Raw genomic sequence first — 16356 nt, 5'->3', positions numbered from 1 at the left:
GCTAGCCTCCCTGCATGGGCGAGAGGATTTCGATCCGATCACCGTCGCTCAGCTGGAACTCCGCGCGGTTGGCTTTGTGCACGAGGTCGCTGTTGACGGCGGTCGCCAGCCAATCGCCCTCATAGTCGAGCGCGGCAAGCAGCTCGGCCAGGGTGGTGGCGGCAACCTCATGCGCTTCGCCGTTGACCAACAGTTTCATGAGCAAGCTCCTTGGTTCCGTCTTGATTGAAAACCAGGTCGGCCACCTGGCGCGCCATGGCAGGCGCGAGTAGAAAGCCATGGCGATAAAGCCCGTTGATCGCGACCGTGTTGCCGCGTGCCTCGACACGCGGCAGGTTGTCTGGAAAGGCCGGACGAACGCCGACACCAGCCTCAACGATCTCAGCCTCGCCGAATGCCGGATGGAGCGCGCAGGCGGCACCCAGAAGCTCCATCATCGAACGCGCCGTGACCGGTCCCCCGGATTGGCTTTCGATCATCGTCGCCCCAACCATGAAATGGTGGTCGGCACGCGGCACCACGTAGAGCGGAAAGCGCGGATGAAGCAGACGGACCGGGCGCGACAGCGAGACATCCGGCGTACGCAGGATCAGCATTTCGCCGCGAACGCCGCGCAACCCATCGTCTTCTGCCGCCATCCCCGTGCAGTCGATCCGGCGATCGAATCCGGAAATGTGCCGGGCATCGGCACCGAAGCGGAATTCGACGCCCATCGCCGCCAGCCTGTCATGCAGTGCCGCCATCGCCTGGCGTGGGTCGAGATGGGCCTCGTCGGGGAAGAACAGCGCACGGCGGAAGCGACCGGCGAGGTCCGGCTCGAGCTGTGCGATTTCGTTTTCATCGACAGGCCTGTACCCCGACGTGCGACTGGCAAACCGGTCGAGCTCGCCCGCATCGCGCGGCGCGGCCACGACCAGTGTTCCGGCCCGCGTCACCTGCCCGGGCGTTGCCGTATCCCACCAGTCGGCGGCGTCGCGTCCGAGATCGAGCACCGGCTGCTCGGCGCTTTCACGCTCGCACCATGGCGCCAACATGCCGCCGGCGAACCACGACGCATTGCCGCCGAGGCTAAGCCTCGTCTCGGCAAGCGTCACCGCCGCGCCGCGGGTGGCGAGTTCGAAGGCCGCGGTGAGGCCGGCGACGCCGGCCCCTTTGATCAACTCCTTCATGACGGCTCATGCGCCTCCGGCATGAGCGGTGCGCCGCTCTCTTCCGCTGGCACGTAGAGATCGCCGCCCTCGCGGTATTTCGCCGCCATCGCCGCCATGCCCTCTTTCTGAGCCTCGGCGCGGATGTCGTGGGATATTCGCATTGAGCAGAATTTCGGCCCGCACATCGAGCAGAAATGCGCCAGCTTGTGGGCCTCTTTGGGCAAGGTCTGGTCGTGGAAGGACCGCGCGGTTTCGGGGTCGAGCGACAGGTTGAACTGGTCTTCCCAGCGGAACTCGAAGCGCGCACGCGAAAGGGCATCATCCCTGGTTTTCGCTGCTGGGTGGCCCTTCGCCAGGTCGGCGGCATGGGCAGCTATCTTGTAGGTGATCACGCCAATCTTGACATCGTTGCGATCGGGAAGGCCGAGATGCTCCTTCGGCGTGACGTAGCAGAGCATGGCAGTGCCGAACCACCCGATCATCGCGGCGCCGATGCCGGAGGTGATGTGGTCATAGCCCGGCGCGATGTCGGTCGTCAGCGGTCCAAGCGTATAGAATGGCGCCTCGCCGCAGACGGCGAGTTGCTTGTCCATGTTCTCCTTGATCTTGTGCATCGGTACGTGGCCGGGCCCCTCGATCATCACCTGGCAGTCTTTTGCCCAGGCGATCTTCGTCAGCTCGCCGAGCGTTTCCAGCTCTGCGAATTGCGCCGCGTCGTTGGCGTCGGCAATCGAGCCCGGACGAAGGCCGTCGCCGAGCGAAAAGGACACGTCATAGGCGCGGCAGATGTCGCAGATTTCGGCGAAATGCTCGTAAAGGAAGCTCTCCCGGTGATGGTGCAGGCACCATTTGGCCATGATCGACCCACCGCGCGAGACGATGCCCGTGACCCGGTCGACGGTCAGCGGGATGTAGTGCAGCCGCACGCCGGCGTGGATGGTGAAATAGTCGACGCCCTGTTCGGCCTGTTCGATCAGCGTGTCGCGGTAGACCTCCCAGGTCAGGTCTTCGGCAATGCCGTTGACCTTTTCGAGCGCCTGATAGAGCGGCACCGTGCCGATCGGCACCGGCGCATTGCGCACGATCCATTCGCGGATGTTGTGGATGTTGCGGCCGGTCGAGAGGTCCATCACCGTATCGGCGCCCCAGCGGATCGCCCAGACCATCTTTTCCACCTCCTCGGCCATCGACGAGGTGACCGCTGAGTTTCCGATATTGGCGTTGATCTTCACCAGGAAATTGCGGCCGATGATCATCGGCTCGCTCTCGGGATGATTGATGTTTGCGGGAATGATCGCCCGGCCGCGAGCCACCTCGTCGCGCACGAATTCCGGCGTGACGAAGTCTGGGATCGCCGCGCCGAAGGCTTCGCCGTCGCGCTCAAGCTTGCCGCGCAGGATCTCGCGGCCGAGGTTCTCGCGGATCGCGACGAACTCCATTTCAGGCGTGATGATACCGGCGCGCGCATAGGCAAGCTGGGTGACCGCCTTGCCTGCCTTGGCCCTGAGCGGCCGGTTACGAATGGGAAATTCCGGCGTCAGGCGCTCGCCGGTGGCGAACCCATTGTCTTCCGGCCGGACATGGCGGCCGTCATAGGCTTCGACATCGCCGCGCGCCGTGACCCATTCGTGGCGAAGCCGGGCAAGGCCCTTTTCGATGCTGGTTTCGAGAGCAGGGTCGGTATAGGGGCCGGACGGATCGTAGACGGTGACGGGCGGCTCCCCGGCCGTCGGATGGACTGAGATTTCGCGCATCGGCACTTTGATGTGCGGATGGAAGACGCCGGACTTGTGGATCTTCCGCGAGGCGGGCAGTGGTCCCGTCGACACGGCGGGGGTGAGGGCATTCATCGTGAGGCTCCTTTGCTCATGCATTGGAGACCCAGTTCTGTGCCGGAAGGATGAAAAGACGCTTCTGTCGACCTGCCGAAACAGGATCTCGGGCGTAAACTCCCGCAAAGCGCTTGCACCGTCCCTACGCCAGTATGAACTGGATCAGGTTCAACGGGTCACTGCGCCGCGAAAGCCAGCAGTATCTCAGCCCCTTGCCGGGACTCCCCTGGTGAATGCATCGAATTGAACGGGCCGGCGCTGTCTTGTCAAGCGCATTCGGCCCGCTGCGGTGATAGGCGACCAATCAAACGCAGCGGAAATGCACGCGCGGGTATGGAGAGCAAGTCACGCCCCGGAGACCAGCGCGCGAATGGCCAAAGCCGCATTCGCCTCGTCAAGGATGGAAAAACTGTACCGGCCGTGCGTGTCAAGATCGACCGAGTAGCTCAGGCGGTCGCGTATGTGGTTGTCTTGGTCGAACGTGACGATCCGCGGCTTCACTGCGGTGATCCGCGCTTCGTCCACGTAGAGGGAGTTGCAGACGATGATTTGGTCGCCGGGCTGGCAGGTGCGGGCGGCCGCACCATTGAGGATGCAGCATCGTGAGCCGCGCTCGCCGAGAATGACATAGGTCGAAATCCGCGCACCGGAATTCTTGTTCCAGATATCCACGAACTCCATGGGCAGGATCCCGGCTGCTTCACAGTGGTCAGGGTCCAGCGTTATCGATCCAAGGTAATTGAGGTTCGCTTCGGTGACATGGATGCCGTGCAGCTTGCCGGCGACTATTTTTCGCATTGGTCCGGTGCCCTATTCGTGTCGAGAAGAAGTCATTCAGCTGCCGACGGCCAGGCTCGACGGTCAAAGCTCACGGTAGTCGAGCCCGATGTCGAGGATCTGCGCACTGTGGGTCAACCAGCCGATGGAAATCAGATCGACACCGGTCGCGGCGACGGCTGACGCCGTATTGACGGTGATCCTGCCTGACGCCTCGGTGATTGCCCGGCCGGCAACCATGGCCACCGCCTGCCGCAACGCGTCGACCGACATATTGTCGAGCAGCACTGCGTCGGGGGCGAGGGGCAAGGCTTCTTCCAACTGGGCCAGCGTATCAACCTCAACTTCGATCTTGACGAGATGGCCGGCGCCGGCCCGCGCCCGCTCGATGGCGGGGCGAATTCCGCCGGCGACGGCGATGTGGTTGTCCTTGATCAGGATGGCGTCGTCGAGGCCGAAACGGTGATTGGCGCCGCCGCCGGCGCGCACGGCATACTTTTCGACCGCCCGCAATCCAGGCGTCGTCTTGCGTGTGCAAACGATCTTCGCAGCGTGGCCCCGAACAGCCGCGACGACCGATGCGGTCGCCGTGGCGATGCCGCTCAAATGACAAAGAAAATTGAGCGCCGTCCGTTCCGCCGTGAGTATGGCGCGGGCCGGACCGCGCACCGAGGCAATGATCTCGCCTTGCGCGACGGCGATGCCGTCAGGCAGATGCACTTTCACGTCGACGCTCTTGTCGATGAGCCGGAAGGCGAGCGTCGCCAGATCGAGCCCGGCGACAGTTCCGGCCTGACGCGCAGTCAGCACTGTTGTCGCATGATGATCTTTCGGTACGACGGCGTCCGAGGTCAGGTCGCCGGCCCTGCCGAGATCTTCGAGCAGAGCTGCCCGGACCAGTGGCTCGAGCATGATTGCGGGAAGGGGTGAGAGGTTCATCACAGGACGCTTTCGAGTGCCGGGGAGGATGCGAGTTCCCGCGCTGCCGCCACAGCCGCGTCGAGCGTGATTTCGGAGCGGCGAGCGACGGTTGCATGATGCGGAAAGTCGGTCCGGAAATGAGCACCGCGGCTTTCCCGGCGCAGCAAGGCGGCAAGGGTGATCATCAGCCCGACGGCGGCGGGATCGGACGCCGCGTCGTGCCGCTGCAACAGCGGCAGCAAGGCCCGCGCGGCCTCTTTCAACCCTTCGCCATCTCGCATGACGCCGAGGGCACGCGACAGGAGAGGGCGCACAGGCTTTGGGTTCGGCGTGGGCAGGTCAGGTGCCGTCGCTGGTTTTCCGCTGCCGTCGGGCGAACCAGCTACACTCTCGGCAACCCAGCGCGCGCAGACGACGGCCTCGGTCAAGGAATTGCTGGCAAGCCGGTTGGCGCCGTGCAGCCCGGTCGAAGCGACCTCTCCGCAAGCCCAAAGTCCCGGAACGGAAGTACGCCCGGCCAGATCCACGGCGATGCCACCCATGTGATAGTGCTGCGCCGGCCGGATCGGGATGAGATCACGCGCTGGATCGATGCCGGCCTTGCTGCAGGCCAACGCGATGGTGGGAAACTGCTGCGCGAATGTCGCGCCTGGCTTTTCGCGTACGTCGAGGAAGACGCGATGGCCGTCGGCAAGATGGCGCCAGACGGCGCGCGCGACGATGTCGCGCGGTGCGAGTTCCGCCCCTCGCACGCCGTCGAGGAAACGTCGGCCTGTCTCGCCGACGATCACCGCACCTTCGCCGCGAACCGCCTCGCTGATGAGCGGCATCGGACGGCCCGGCCCATCGAGCGCGGTCGGGTGGAACTGGATGAACTCCAGGTCGGCAAGGACGGCACCCGCATGCGCAGCGAGCGCCAGGCCCTGCCCGCAACTGCTCAGCGGGTTGGTTGAATCCTGAAACAGCCCGCCAATCCCGCCCGTGGCGAGGACGACCCGTCCCGTGGCGAGGAACACCGGACCTGTCGAACAACTCGCCATCACCCCGGTGACCCTGCCGTCCTCCACGGCCAGCCGGCGCGCTTCGAAGCCCTCGACGACCTCTATGGTCGGCGTCGATTTCACGGCGGCGACCAGTGCGCGCATGACCTCCCGGCCGCTCCCGTCGCCTCCGGCATGAACGATGCGCCGCCGGCTGTGCGCCGCTTCCAATCCGAGACGAAGGGCGCCTGTCGGCGTCCGGTCGAAGCGAACCCCAAGGCGCGCCAGATCCTCAGTCGCGGCGGGCGCGGCGTGCACGATGCGCGTTGCTGCTTGCTTGTCGCAAAGACCATCACCTGCGGCGAGCGTGTCGGAAAGATGGAGCGCTGGCTCATCATCGTTGCCCAGGCTGGCAGCAAGCCCACCCTGCGCCCACGCGCTCGACGCGTCCGCGCCAAGCGGTGATCTCGATAGCAGAAGCACCGGCTCGGGCGCCAGGTGAAGCGCCGTCATCAGCCCGGCTACGCCGCCGCCAATGATGACCGGCCGGCCGGCGAGATCGCGGACGTCCATGTTCATACGGCCAGCATCCGCTCGACGGCCAGCCGCGCGCGCCCGGCAATCTCCGGCTCGATTGTCACAGCGTGGCGGTTGTGTTCGAGCGACGAACGAATGTTGGCGAGCGTTATCCGCTTCATGTGCGGGCACAAATTGCAGGGCCGGATGAACTCGACATCGGGGTGTTCGACCGCGACATTGTCGCTCATCGAGCATTCCGTCATCAGCACGACCCGTGCCGGCTTTCGCTGCCCGACATAGTCGGACATGGCAGCGGTCGAGCCGGAAAAATCGGCCTCAGTCACCACTTCGGGTGGACACTCGGGATGGGCGAGTACCGTCACACCGGGATGGTCCTCGCGCAGTTGGCGGATGTCGGCAGGCGTGAAGCGCTCATGCACCTCGCAATGCCCTTTCCAGGCGATGATCTGCACATCGGTCTGTGCGGCGATGTTCTGGGCCAGATACTCGTCCGGCAACATGATCACCCGAGGAACACCCAGCGACTCCACCACGGCTTTCGCATTGCCGGAGGTACAGCAGATGTCGGACTCTGCCTTCACAGCCGCGGAAGTGTTGACGTAGGTGACGATCGGTATGCCAGGATAGCGCTGCCGCAGCAGGCGGACATCCTCGGCCGTAATGGAATCGGCGAGCGAGCAGCCGGCTTGCGTGTCCGGGATAAGCACTGTTTTGCCCGGGTTGAGCAACTTGGCCGTCTCGGCCATGAAATGCACGCCGGCGAGAACGATGACATCGGCATCGACTGCCATTGCCTTGCGGGCGAGCGCCAAGCTGTCGCCGACGATGTCGGCAACACAGTGGAAGATCTCCGGCGTCTGGTAGTTGTGCGCCAGGATGACGGCATTGCGCTGCCGTTTCAGATCGAGGATGGCTTCGATATCACCGGTGAAAGCCGGCCATTCGATGGGCGGGATGACCCGTCGCACCCGATCATAGAGCGCAACCGTACGTGCGGAGGTGCTGAGCATGGTCAACCCTATTATTCTCTAAATGAGTATAACTAGGGCATATACTTATCCTGAGTATAAGGAATGTCAAACGCGTGAGAGGGGCAATTTCGTCCCTGCGACAGTTCGCTCCGCCAGAACCGTTTGGCGAAAGCGGAAGCGCTTCGCTGGGCGCCCCCCGGTGGCGGACATTGTCTCGCCTGTCTCCTCGACCAGATCTTGCTCTTCGATGATTCGCCGAAAGTTTGGCTTGTGAACGAGCCGGCCTGCCAGTGCCTCCACGGTTCGCTGCAATTGCAGCAATGTGAACGTCGCTGGCATCAGCTCGAACACGACGGGCCGGTACTTGATCTTGGTTCGCAGTCTGGCGATCCCCGTTGCCAGAATACGGCGATGATCGGCAATCATCGGACGGCCGGGAACTGACGGCGCGCTGCCTGTGTTGCTGCTGCGTCTGGATTCCGCGACCAGCGCGGCTTCGTAGAGCAGTTCGTATCGCTGCAGGACGAGTTCCTCGTTCCAGTGGCACTCATCGAAGCCAAAAGCGATTGCCGCGCGCTGCCAGCGGTCGTGACGCGTGTCCGGGTCTTCGGCCTCATCGGCCCAGGCCCGCAGTTGGGGCATGAGAATGCCAGACACTAAGGTCGGCACGCCTGCGCGGTGATCCTCCCACGGAAAATAGTCGTACCAGCCGTGCCATCCATTCGCTGGCGACCTCTCCGTCTGCTCTTCCCGCGTCAGGCCGAGATAGCTGATTGAGATCACGCGCTGTACGTGCTCGTCACCGATCCGGTCGCGGTCGGCGAAGGTGTAAAGCTGTTCGATATAGCCCAGCGGATGACCGGTCTGCCGCTCTACCCAGGCTCTTAGGCCCGACTGCAAGGAACGGTGGCCGAGTTCAAAGGGTCCGGATGGCAAAGCACCGGCGGCCTGTCCGATGGTCAGCACGCGTGGCTCACCATTTGTCACGGCGATCACAACAGCGATCAGGTCCGCGCTGACGGCCTGGCCGCGGTCGCTTTTTGCGGTCTCTTTCTTCGCCGGAGTTTTCCTGTCTTGCATAGGGATTTGATCGAATTCCAATTATCAAGTCCGCCCCGGAGGGACCAATGTGAGAAGGGTGAACTGCTGCCTGCTGCCCGTCAACGTCGTCAAGGACGGCACATTCGACCACGTCTTGGTCTTTGCCCTTCGCGTCGGCGCATTTCTATACCAAAAGCGACAGCCAGATCGCTCACCCTTGGAAGTTGCCTGTTCAAGGGCAAACGCCCCTCTGAAGATCTCTATGAAGGCGCGCCTTCCATCGGTCCCCTCGGCGTAAAGGGCGCTGGCGAGGTGCCCATTCTCAATCCGCCTGCCGCAGTCGCCTGCGCCGTCGCAAACGCGACAGGGTGCCGCGTGCAACAAATGCCACTCACACCGCCGCGCGTGCTAGGGCTCTTGTTGGGCAGGGAGCCTGCTGTCGAACTGCCTCACATCGCCGATAACTGGTGGGACAATGTGCTGATGAGGCCCAAGCCCCCTGATCGATGATCAAGGACAGAGTCCACAAGGAAGGACGGCACCTGGGAGAAGTTCGACAACTATGCTCTTTTGGACGCAGTCCGCGGATTCAAGGCGCCATGTGGCCACAACGCAAGGAACAGGATGGAAATGCACGCAGCGATTTCGGAAAAGACCCTGCCTGAAGTTCAATCCTTCGACGGCGGCCGGATGTGGACCCTGGAAGAAGCCCAGGCCCTCCACGACGCGCCTTTCAATGACCTTTTGTTTCAGGCGCAGACGGTTCATCGCCGGAATTTCGATCCCAATAAGGTCCAGCTCAGCCGGCTTCTCAGCATCAAGACCGGCGGATGCCCCGAGGATTGCGGTTATTGCAGCCAGTCTGCGCATCACGAAAGCGGTTTGAAGGCGTCGAAGCTGATGGAGGTCAGGCGCGTCATCGCCGAGGCGACCAAGGCGCGCGATGCCGGCGCCACCCGCTATTGCATGGGTGCTGCCTGGCGAAACCCCAAGGCGCGCGACATGGATGCGGTCGTGGCGATGGTCGAAGGCGTCAAGGCGCTGGGCATGGAGACCTGCATGACGCTCGGCATGCTCGATCTCGAGCAGGCCGCTCGACTGAAACAGGCGGGCCTCGACTACTATAACCACAACATTGACACGTCGGAGCGCTACTACAGCGAGATCATCTCGACCCGCAGCTTTGCCGACCGGCTCGATACGCTTGCCAATGTCCGCGACAGCGGCATCAAGGTCTGCTGTGGCGGTATTGTCGGCATGGGTGAAGAACCGGTGGACCGGATCGACATGTTGGTGACGCTGGCCAATCTGCCGGAGCATCCCGAAAGCGTTCCAATCAACATGCTGATCCCGATCGACGGCACCCCGCTAGCCGACGCCAGGCCCATCGAGCCGATCGAATTCGTGCGGGTGATCGCGCTGGCGCGCATCATGATGCCGAAATCGCACGTTCGACTTTCCGCCGGCCGCACTGCCATGACCGACGAGATGCAGGCACTGTGCTTCTTTGCCGGCGCCAATTCGATCTTCGTCGGCGACACGCTGTTGACGGCGGACAATCCCGGCGAAGACAAGGATACTCTCCTGTTTCGCCGCCTCGGCATCGAGCCGATGGAACGCGAGGCGCAATGAGCGGGGCACCTCTTGCCCGCTATGACGCAACCTTGCAGGGGCTGGCACGCAAGGACCGGCTGCGGACGCTGTCGCCGCGCACCGGCCTCGACTTCTCTTCGAACGACTATCTTGGGCATGCCGCCTCCAAAAGACTTGGCGAAGCCGTTGCGGCGGCCATCGCGCAGGGCACGCCGGTCGGCGCCACCGGTTCGCGGCTGTTGCGCGGCAATGCACCAGAGCATGAGCAACTGGAGGCGGACGCCGCGGCATTCTTTGGCGCCGAACGCGCGCTGTTCTTCGGCAGCGGTTACATCGCCAACTTCGCACTGCTGACCGCGCTGCCGCAGAAGGGCGACCTGCTGGTCCTCGACGAACTCGCCCATGCCAGCATGCATGAGGGCGTGCATGCCGGCCGCGCCGAGTTCGTGCTGGCCGCGCACAACGACGTCAACGCTGTCGAGGACGCGATCACGCGATGGCGCGCCGAAGGCGGCATGGGGCGTATCTGGATCGCGGTCGAAAGCCTCTACAGCATGGATGGCGACTGCGCGCCGTTGGAGAGCCTTGTCGCGCTTGCCGATCGGCACGAGGCATTCATCGTCGTCGACGAGGCGCATGCCACTGGCGTCTGGGGACCGGACGGCCGCGGGCTGGCGGCCGCGTTCGAGGGCCGCGACAACATCGTTGCGCTGCATACATGCGGCAAGGCGCTCGGCGCGTCCGGCGCGCTTGTCACCGGGCCGGGAACGCTGTGCGACTATCTCGTCAACCGGTGCCGGCCATTCATCTACGCCACTGCGCCGTCGCCGCTGATGGCGGTCGCGGCGCGCGAAGCGCTCGCCATGCTGTCCGACGAACCGATGCGCCGCGTTCAATTGCATGAGCGTGTCGCCCTCGCGGGCCGCCAATTGGCCGAGCGCTGCGGCGTGGTACCCAGCGGCTCGCAGATCCAGCCATTTGTCATCGGCGAGAACAGGCGCACCATGGCGGTAGCGGCAGGACTGCAGGCCCGCGGCTTCGACATACGCGGCATTCGTCCGCCGACCGTACCCGAGGGCACATCGCGCCTGCGCATTTCCCTGACGCTCAACGTCGACGAAACCGACATTTCCGCCATGGTCGAGGCGCTTGTCGAGGTGTTGGCCACGGCATGATCAAGCGCATCGTCGTCACCGGAACAGACACTGGAATTGGCAAGACAGTGTTTTCGGCAGGGCTCGCCGGCCTGCTCGACGGCTTCTACTGGAAGCCGGTGCAATCGGGCCTCGACGAAGAGACTGACAGCGAGGTCGTTGCCCGGCTTTCCGGCTTGCCCGCCGGGCGCGTCCTGCCGGAAGTTTACCGTCTGAGGATGCCGCTGTCGCCGCATCGATCAGCCGAAATCGACGGCGTCGCGATCGAGGCGGCCAAGCTCTCACTTCCAGACTTGCCGGGTCCGCTCATCATCGAAGGCGCCGGCGGGCTGATGGTGCCGCTTAATCGACAGACAAGGTTCATCGACATTTTCCGGGAATGGCAACTGCCAGTCATCCTTTGCGCGCGCACCGCGCTCGGCACAATCAACCATACCCTGCTGTCGATCGAGGCTCTGCGGGCCCGCTCCATCCCGCTCATCGGCATCGCCTTCATCGGCGAAGAGGTAGCCGACACGCAAAGGACAATCGTGGAATTCAGCGGCGTGCCACAACTCGGCAGGCTGCCGCGCCTCGATCCGCTGACGGGTGAAGCGCTGAGAGCAGCGATGGTTGCCGGCTTCGACCTCGCTTTGATTGCCGGAGGCGACTGATGGCGCAGTCTCGAGTCTGGCATCCCTTCACCCAGCACGCGCTCGAGCCGGCGATTCCTGAAATCGTCCTGACTGAGGGAGCCTATCTCCACAAGGCCGACGGCTCTCGCATCCTGGACGCCATTTCCTCCTGGTGGGTCGTCACCCATGGCCACCGCCATCCCCGCATCATGAAGGCCATCGAGACGACTGCGTCTGCTCTCGACCAGATCATCTTCGCGGGCTTCACCCACGAGCCGGCCGAACGCCTGGCAGAGGCGCTTGTCGACCTTGCTCCGCCCGGGCTCGACCGGGTGTTCTATTCCGACAGTGGCTCGACTTGCGTTGAAGTCGCACTGAAGATGGCGCTCGGCTATTTCCGCAACATCGGCACACCGCGCTCGCGCATCGTTGTCATGGAGCACAGCTACCATGGCGACACGATCGGCACGATGAGTGTTGGCGCCCGCGGCGTGTTCAACGCCGCCTACGAGCCCTTGCTGTTCGAGGTCGACACCATTCCCTTCCCGGCCGCAGGGCGCGAGCAGGAGACGCTGGATCGGTTCGAGGCACTCTCCCGCGACCGGCGCGCGGCCGCAGTGATCGTTGAGCCTCTCGTGCTTGGCGCCGGCGGCATGCTGATGTATCCGGCCTGGGTTCTGGTCGAATTGAAGAAGATCGCCGAGACCTCCAGCACGCTACTGATCGCCGACGAGGTGATGACCGGCTGGGGGCGCACCGGAACCATGTTCGCCTGCGAGCAGGCGTCCATCTCTCCTGATATCCTGTGCACCTCGAAGGGCTTGACCGGCGGCGCCATCCCGCTGGCCGCCACGCTCGCCACCGATGCCATTTTCCAGGCCCACTATTCCGAGGACCGGCAGAAGACGTTTTTCCATTCGAGCTCCTACACCGCCAATCCGATCGCCTGCGCGGCCGCACTCGCCAATGTCGAGATCTGGCGTGACGAGCCGGTGGCCGAGCGCATTGCGGCCCTGAGCGCGAAGCAGGCCGCCGGGCTTCAACGCTTCCGCGACAATCCCTTGTTCATCGATAGTCGGGCGACCGGCACGATCGCCGCCCTCGATCTGCGTACCGACTCTGCCGGCTATCTGGCCGAGATCGGGCCAAAACTGCGCGCTTTTTTCCTCGAGCGCGGCCTGCTTGTGCGCCCGCTCGGCAATGTCCTCTATCTTCTGCCACCCTATTGCATCACCGGAGACGAGTTGGACGGGCTCTATGACGCGATCGAGGAGGCCGGCGAACGCTTCGGCTCAAAGCCATGAGCAGATCGTCACGCATTCTCGGGCTTGGTCATCATGCGCCGGCGCGCAAGGTGGAGAACCCGGAAATCGAAGATCGTCTCGGGCTTGAACCCGGCTGGATCGAGCGGCGCACCGGGATACGGTCCCGCTTCTGGGCGACGGACGAAGACACGCTGTCGGGCCTTGCCGCCTCTGCCGGCGACATGGCGCTGGCAAATGCCGGCATCGAGCGCGGCGACATCGGTCTGCTGTTGCTTGCCACCTCGACGCCCGATCACCTTCTGCCGCCAAGCGCGCCGCTGGTCGCACATCGGCTCGGGCTCGGCCGGGCCGGCGCGGTCGACCTCACCGGCGCCTGCGCCGGTTTCATCTATGCACTGATGTTCGCCGACGGCTTCACCCGCCTGCACGGCAAAGCGAGCCTTGTCATTGCCGCCAACATCCTCAGCCGCCGCATCAATCCGGCCGAGCGCGCCAGCGCCGTGCTGTTTGCCGATGCCGCCGGCGCCGTGGTGATTGGTCCGTGCGATGACCCGGATCGAGGCATTCTCGGCGCTTCGGTGAATTCCGACGGCTCGCGCTACGGGCTGATCCAGATTCCCGCCGGCGGAAGCAACACCCCGTTCCATGGCGACCTCGACCTCGAGCAGACCCGAATGACGATCACCGACGGCCGCGAAGTGTTCGCCAAGGCCGTGGAGATGATGACCGCCTGCTCGCAGGACGCCCTCACTGCTGCTCGAATGCGGCCGCAGGACATCGATCGGTTTGTGCCGCATCAGGCCAATGCCCGCATTTTCGATGCGGTCGGGCGAAACCTCGGCATAGCCGATCACGCGATCGTCAAGACGATCGCCGACTATGGCAATTCTTCCGCCGCGACGATCCCGCTCTCGCTGTCGCTGGCCCATCGGATGCAGCCGTTTCGGCCCGGCGAGAAAATTCTTCTGGCGGCCGCGGGTGCCGGTCTCAGCGGTGGCGCCCTCGTCGTCGGAATTTAGCGGGGGAACCTCCATCGCCCGGTCGGTGCTGGTCGAGATCGAAAATTTGTTGAGACTTTAGAGACCGGTGAATTCAAGCTGCCCCGCATGAGGGGTAGATAAAATCGTCAAACACGCCTGCTGGACTGACGATTTTGGCATTCACCATGGTAGTGCTGAACGGTCTACTCGGCGGCGCTGCGGTTATGCGACTTAGTCTCAAATCTTTACGATGAGCGAATGTCGGTATCAGTGGTTGCCCTGAAGAGCGGCCGCGTGACGTCGGTACGAATCCAACTCGGGCGCGGCGTTAGCATTGGCGTCCAAAGGCGCCAGATCAGCTCATGTCGCGCGGCTAGCAAGATTCCAAGAGTCGCTAAAATCACGGCCATGCATTGGATACATGCAGCGACGAGGCCGACCTGGAAAACCTCCACATGGGAATTCAACCTGGGAGAACACCAGCCTTTGAATTTACCCCCTCAAGCAGGCTGAGCAGGCCTTTCAGAATTTCGATTGGTGGCGGCGGACAGCCTGGAATGTGCAGATCGACCGGCAGCACCTCTGACACGCCTCCCACGATCGCATAGCTGCCAGCGAAACAGCCGCCGTTCCTGGCGCAGTCGCCAATGGCAACCACCCATTTGGGGGCCGGTGTCGCGTCATAAGTCCGCTTCAGCGCCTCGCGCATGTTCTTTGTGACCGGGCCCGTGACAAGCAGCACATCGGCATGGCGCGGCGACGCGACGAACCGGATTCCGAAACGTTCGACGTCATAGAAAGCATTGTTCAGCGCGTGCATTTCGAGTTCGCAGCCATTGCAGGAACCGGCGTCGACCGCCCGGATCGACAGGCTACGGCCCAGTTGCTTGCGGGCAGCGCCGTTTAGCGCGCGGGCGAGTTCGTCGATCGCCGTCTGGCTCGCCTCAGGCGGACGCTCGGTGAGAGGGGTCCGTGTCAGGCCTTCGAAGAGGTGCTTGCGCATGGCAGAATGCCTTAGAGATCGTGACCAGAGTAGGAGCAGTTGAACGATTTGTTGCAGAGCGGGAAGTCGGCGACGATATTTCCCTCGATCGCTGCTTCAAGAAGCGGCCATTGAAACCATGATGGGTCACGCAGGTGGCAGCGCTCGATATTGCCGCTCTTGCCGATGCGCAGCCAGGCCAGGATGTCGCCTCGAAAACCCTCGACCAGCGCCATGCCTTCGCGCGGCCCGTCAGGCCCGGCGATATCGACGCGGATCGGACCGCCGGGCAGCCGCTCCAGGATCTGCTCGATGAGCGACAGGCTCTGCTCGACCTCGCGGATGCGGATCCAGACGCGCGCGTTGACATCGCCCTCCTGGAGGACGGGCACGTCGAAGGTGAGTTCATCGTAAGGCGCATAGCCTGGCGTGCGCCGCGCATCGAAATCCCGGCCGGAGGCCCGGCCGACATAGCCGCCCGCTGCATATTGACGGGCGAGCTCGACCCTGAGCCGGCCGGTGGCGACGGTGCGGTCCTGCAGCGACGCCGTGTTGTCGTAGAGCTCGACCAGATGAGGAAAGCGCCGCCTGATCTCCGCGATCAGCGAGCGGACGGCCTCCGTCCCCGCTTCGTTCAAATCGCTTGCCACGCCCCCGGGCACGATGCGGTCGCGCATCAACCGGTGGCCGAAGGCCGCCTCGCTGGCGCGCAGCACACGCTCGCGCAGCACGCCGCAATGAGCATGCATGATCGCGAAGGCGGCGTCGTTGCAGATGGCGCCGATATCGCCGAGATGATTGGCAAGACGCTCCAGCTCGGCCATCAGCGCCCGCAGCCAGATTGCGCGCGGCGGAACCGCAATGCCGAGAGCCGCCTCGACGGCGCGGGCAAAGGCAAGGGAATAGGCCACCGTGCTGTCGCCGGAGGTCCTGCCCGCCAGCATGGCAGCGCGCTCGATGGTCGCCCCTGCCATCAGGCCTTCGATACCCTTGTGCACGTAGCCGAGGCGCTCCTCCAGCCGCACAACTGTTTCGCCGCTTGCCGTAAACCGGAAGTGTCCCGGTTCGATGATCCCGGCATGCACTGGTCCGACCGGGATCTGGTGGAGGCTCTCGCCTTCCGCGGCAAGGAACCGGTAGGAGGAAGCGGTCGCCGGCGGCTGAGGTCGCGCCGCCAGGGGATGGCTGACGCCCCATTGGCCGTGGTCGAGCCAGCGACGGGTATCGGGGAGCCCCTGCGGCGACAGCCCGAAGAGGTCCGCCGCGGCACGCTCGAGGCGCAAGGCCGGCGAGTGTCGTTCGCCGACAGACGGGTAGCGGCCGCGGCGGCATTCCAGGCTGATAACGCCGATGTCTAGACCTTCGCCGAGAAGCGTCATATGGATCCGGTCCGGCTCCCCCCAAAGGCCGAGCAGACGCCAGCGGCCTTCGGCAAGCTGGTCCACCGCAAGGGTCCAGGCCTTTGGGGTCACAACGGCGCGCCGCCAGGGAGCGTGGTTTCCGACAGGCCGGCCGGCTTCGATGAGATCAACCAGTGCGGGTTTCTTGTTCATGC

15 protein-coding genes and 1 riboswitch are annotated in these 16356 nt (G+C 64.0%); of the genes, 5 read left to right on the top strand and 10 right to left on the bottom strand.

The features are described 5' to 3' along the window. Window position 1: 1 nt before the first annotated feature. From thiS to AC1RUK_RS21440, 8 genes are all read right to left on the bottom strand, one after another. Window positions 2–199: a sulfur carrier protein ThiS gene (gene thiS / locus AC1RUK_RS21475; RefSeq protein WP_481839056.1), complete on the bottom strand. Its 198-nt coding sequence runs from the start codon at window positions 197–199 to the stop codon at window positions 2–4. Further along, complete coding sequence (thiO, locus tag AC1RUK_RS21470) at window positions 168–1169, bottom strand: glycine oxidase ThiO (protein WP_481839057.1); 1002 nt, start codon at window positions 1167–1169, stop codon at window positions 168–170. Before thiO ends, thiS begins: the two co-directional genes overlap by 32 nt. Further along, a complete protein-coding gene (gene thiC / locus AC1RUK_RS21465) occupies window positions 1166–3001 on the bottom strand; it encodes a phosphomethylpyrimidine synthase ThiC (protein WP_481839058.1) in 1836 nt (611 codons plus the stop codon). The genes thiO and thiC overlap by 4 nt, the downstream gene beginning before the upstream one ends. A 103-nt stretch (window positions 3002–3104) precedes the next feature. Beyond that, window positions 3105–3221: riboswitch (TPP riboswitch) on the bottom strand. Window positions 3222–3328: 107 nt separating this feature from the next. Further along, the gene (panD, locus tag AC1RUK_RS21460) at window positions 3329–3781 is read right to left on the bottom strand and encodes an aspartate 1-decarboxylase (protein ID WP_481839059.1); all 453 of its coding nucleotides are present in this window, start codon (window positions 3779–3781) and stop codon (window positions 3329–3331) included. A 63-nt stretch (window positions 3782–3844) separates the two neighbouring features. After that, entirely contained in the window at window positions 3845–4699 is an 855-nt protein-coding gene (nadC, locus tag AC1RUK_RS21455; protein WP_481839060.1) for a carboxylating nicotinate-nucleotide diphosphorylase, read from the bottom strand. Continuing rightward, a complete protein-coding gene (locus AC1RUK_RS21450; protein ID WP_481839061.1) occupies window positions 4699–6240 on the bottom strand; it encodes an L-aspartate oxidase in 1542 nt (513 codons plus the stop codon). Before AC1RUK_RS21450 ends, nadC begins: the two co-directional genes overlap by 1 nt. Then, on the bottom strand, window positions 6237–7211 hold the full coding sequence (gene nadA, locus AC1RUK_RS21445) for a quinolinate synthase NadA (protein WP_481839062.1): 975 nt from the start codon (window positions 7209–7211) through the stop codon (window positions 6237–6239). Before nadA ends, AC1RUK_RS21450 begins: the two co-directional genes overlap by 4 nt. 66 nt (window positions 7212–7277) lie before the next feature. Further along, on the bottom strand, window positions 7278–8252 hold the full coding sequence (locus AC1RUK_RS21440) for an NUDIX hydrolase (protein ID WP_481839436.1): 975 nt from the start codon (window positions 8250–8252) through the stop codon (window positions 7278–7280). A gap of 651 nt (window positions 8253–8903) precedes the next feature. On the opposite strand from AC1RUK_RS21440, the gene bioB reads away from it, so the two are divergent. The 5 genes from bioB to AC1RUK_RS21415 are packed head-to-tail and all read left to right on the top strand — an operon-like array spanning window position 8904 to window position 13858. After that, window positions 8904–9845 (top strand): biotin synthase BioB, encoded by a 942-nt coding sequence (gene bioB / locus AC1RUK_RS21435; protein ID WP_481839437.1) that lies wholly within the window; start codon window positions 8904–8906, stop codon window positions 9843–9845. Beyond that, window positions 9842–10981 (top strand): 8-amino-7-oxononanoate synthase, encoded by a 1140-nt coding sequence (locus tag AC1RUK_RS21430; protein ID WP_481839063.1) that lies wholly within the window; start codon window positions 9842–9844, stop codon window positions 10979–10981. The genes bioB and AC1RUK_RS21430 overlap by 4 nt, the downstream gene beginning before the upstream one ends. After that, on the top strand, window positions 10978–11613 hold the full coding sequence (bioD, locus tag AC1RUK_RS21425; protein WP_481839064.1) for a dethiobiotin synthase: 636 nt from the start codon (window positions 10978–10980) through the stop codon (window positions 11611–11613). Before AC1RUK_RS21430 ends, bioD begins: the two co-directional genes overlap by 4 nt. After that, window positions 11613–12878, top strand: a complete 1266-nt coding sequence (locus AC1RUK_RS21420; protein WP_481839065.1) for an adenosylmethionine--8-amino-7-oxononanoate transaminase — start codon at window positions 11613–11615, stop codon at window positions 12876–12878. Before bioD ends, AC1RUK_RS21420 begins: the two co-directional genes overlap by 1 nt. Next, window positions 12875–13858, top strand: coding sequence for a 3-oxopimeloyl-[acyl-carrier-protein] synthase BioZ (locus tag AC1RUK_RS21415; RefSeq protein WP_481839066.1), 984 nt, complete (start codon window positions 12875–12877; stop codon window positions 13856–13858). The genes AC1RUK_RS21420 and AC1RUK_RS21415 overlap by 4 nt, the downstream gene beginning before the upstream one ends. Before the next feature lie 424 nt (window positions 13859–14282). On the opposite strand, the gene AC1RUK_RS21410 is transcribed toward AC1RUK_RS21415, so the two are convergent. Both AC1RUK_RS21410 and AC1RUK_RS21405 read right to left on the bottom strand, forming a co-directional pair. Continuing rightward, complete coding sequence (locus AC1RUK_RS21410; RefSeq protein WP_436171104.1) at window positions 14283–14822, bottom strand: NADH-quinone oxidoreductase subunit B family protein; 540 nt, start codon at window positions 14820–14822, stop codon at window positions 14283–14285. 11 nt (window positions 14823–14833) lie between these two features. Beyond that, window positions 14834–16354, bottom strand: a complete 1521-nt coding sequence (locus AC1RUK_RS21405; protein WP_481839067.1) for a hydrogenase large subunit — start codon at window positions 16352–16354, stop codon at window positions 14834–14836. Between the last annotated feature and the right edge of the window lie 2 nt (window positions 16355–16356).

It is taken from the genome of Mesorhizobium monacense (genome assembly GCF_056781675.1).
Note: the sequence above shows the minus strand (reverse complement) of the source record. Positions and strands in the feature narration are given on the sequence as shown.